Below are 1,450 nucleotides of genomic sequence, written 5' to 3' on the forward strand. Positions count from 1 at the left end.
CGGGCAACCCCAGTCCAACTTATAGGGAGCAGTTCAGTTCAAGTGGGTCTTTTCTGCGTTTGCAGGTGCTTCAGTCCGAGGAGTGCAGCGCCCGGCGAGGCTGTCGGGATGTTAAAAACGGGTAATAATATTACGAGTGCGTGATAATATCACCAGCTTTGTAACATTTCTGGAGCTAAGGCACCGGCACCTGCACCGCGCTGAAATGGAACATTGATGGAACACGATTCTGGACACGCTGGTGCGGTGGTCACGGTGGTGTTTGGGCGGCTGGAGACGAAGGCAACGTCGAGATCTAATCAGGAGTTTGCTCGTGGGCCGGATTGGCTGGGGTTCACGGATAAGATCATGGCTGCTCATCCGGTGGAGACGGATGTTCCCTGCCGAAGGGCCTCCGGTGCCTGTGCAGATCCTTGAGGATTTGGGGTAGTTGATGCCCCCTTGCTAGAGGTGCACAAAGCAAGCAAGGGATTGCAGATCCTGAATTTAGCTGAATCCGTTAGAAGCAGCCGGTTATGCCGTATGCTTCGGCTGAGGGGCGGGTTTTGATCAGGGCGTCGAGCATATCCACCGCCAATCTGATGGATTGTAGTGCGTCTATGCCGCCGACTGGCAGGTTTCCGGCGTCCAGGCCTTCTGTGAAGATTTCACAGATCCAATCGTTTCCATCTTGGTAGGGGGCGCGTAGCCCCACGGTGAATTCTCCTTCATCATCGCGGTAGGTTCTTTGGGCAATGACCCTATGTTCGCTCATCGGCGACAGTTTGCGTATTGAACGGCTGCGGCTGCCCAACATATTGCGCGGGCTTGAGCAAGCGGTATTCTCCGGCATCTTGCTGAGTCGCGGGCATATTGACGGTCGCAGTGAGCTTTGTGGGCGTAGGGAGTTAGGCCTCGGTTTAGCTGGGCGTGGGTAGAGCCGATAGGGGCTTTAAGCTCAGTATTTATCTCGGCAACCTCGATTGGGGCTAGAGTTTCGAAGACTTCTTCAATCTCACGGGCTTCGTTTTCTGAAAGTCCGTCTGTGGAAGCTTCTTCGGCGTCGAAGGTGAAACGTCCGGTTTCGGGGTCTACGGCGAGATGATTAGCAACCGCCTGTGCTTGAGTCGCTGATGGGACGGTGTTCGGTTGCACGGTTTCGGCTGCGGCAGACCCCATACTGCTGATGAGAGAGCCGACGATTGCGGCGCTGATGATTAGTGTTTTAGTGGAGAGGTGTTTGGACATCTTGATTCTTTCTAGTTGTGGGATGTGAGCCGGGCTAGTTTTTAGAACCAGGCGCTGTGAGTGCCTTCCTGGGTTTGGTTCCATTGGTTGGCGTACTCAGTCGGCGGGCTAAACCCCAGGCTCGAATGAGGATGATAGGTATTATAGCGCTTTCAACCACAGTCGCGAGAGTGTCTAATGGTTTGTGTGTAGGTTCCCAACCTGCATAAGGAAAATGGGGTTG

The 1,450-nt window shown here is 54.2% G+C and carries 3 protein-coding genes; 1 reads left to right on the top strand and 2 read right to left on the bottom strand.

Annotated features, from left to right (window positions below; translation table 11 throughout):
• The first annotated feature begins 216 nt into the window (after positions 1–216).
• Positions 217–417, top strand: a complete 201-nt coding sequence (locus A5774_RS11150) for a hypothetical protein (RefSeq protein ID WP_156519515.1) — start codon at positions 217–219, stop codon at positions 415–417.
• An 82-nt stretch (positions 418–499) separates the two neighbouring features.
• Here A5774_RS11150 and A5774_RS01470 read toward each other — a convergent pair whose 3' ends face one another.
• Together A5774_RS01470 and A5774_RS01475 are read right to left on the bottom strand one after the other, a co-directional pair.
• On the bottom strand, positions 500–754 hold the full coding sequence (locus A5774_RS01470) for a hypothetical protein (protein WP_064833108.1): 255 nt from the start codon (positions 752–754) through the stop codon (positions 500–502).
• Positions 751–1,227 (bottom strand): hypothetical protein, encoded by a 477-nt coding sequence (locus tag A5774_RS01475; protein ID WP_064833109.1) that lies wholly within the window; start codon positions 1,225–1,227, stop codon positions 751–753. Before A5774_RS01475 ends, A5774_RS01470 begins: the two co-directional genes overlap by 4 nt.
• Positions 1,228–1,450 lie beyond the last annotated feature (223 nt).

Origin of the sequence: Corynebacterium sp. EPI-003-04-2554_SCH2473622, assembly GCF_001665955.1 — a bacterium.
GTDB classification, from domain to species: domain Bacteria; phylum Actinomycetota; class Actinomycetes; order Mycobacteriales; family Mycobacteriaceae; genus Corynebacterium; species Corynebacterium pseudodiphtheriticum.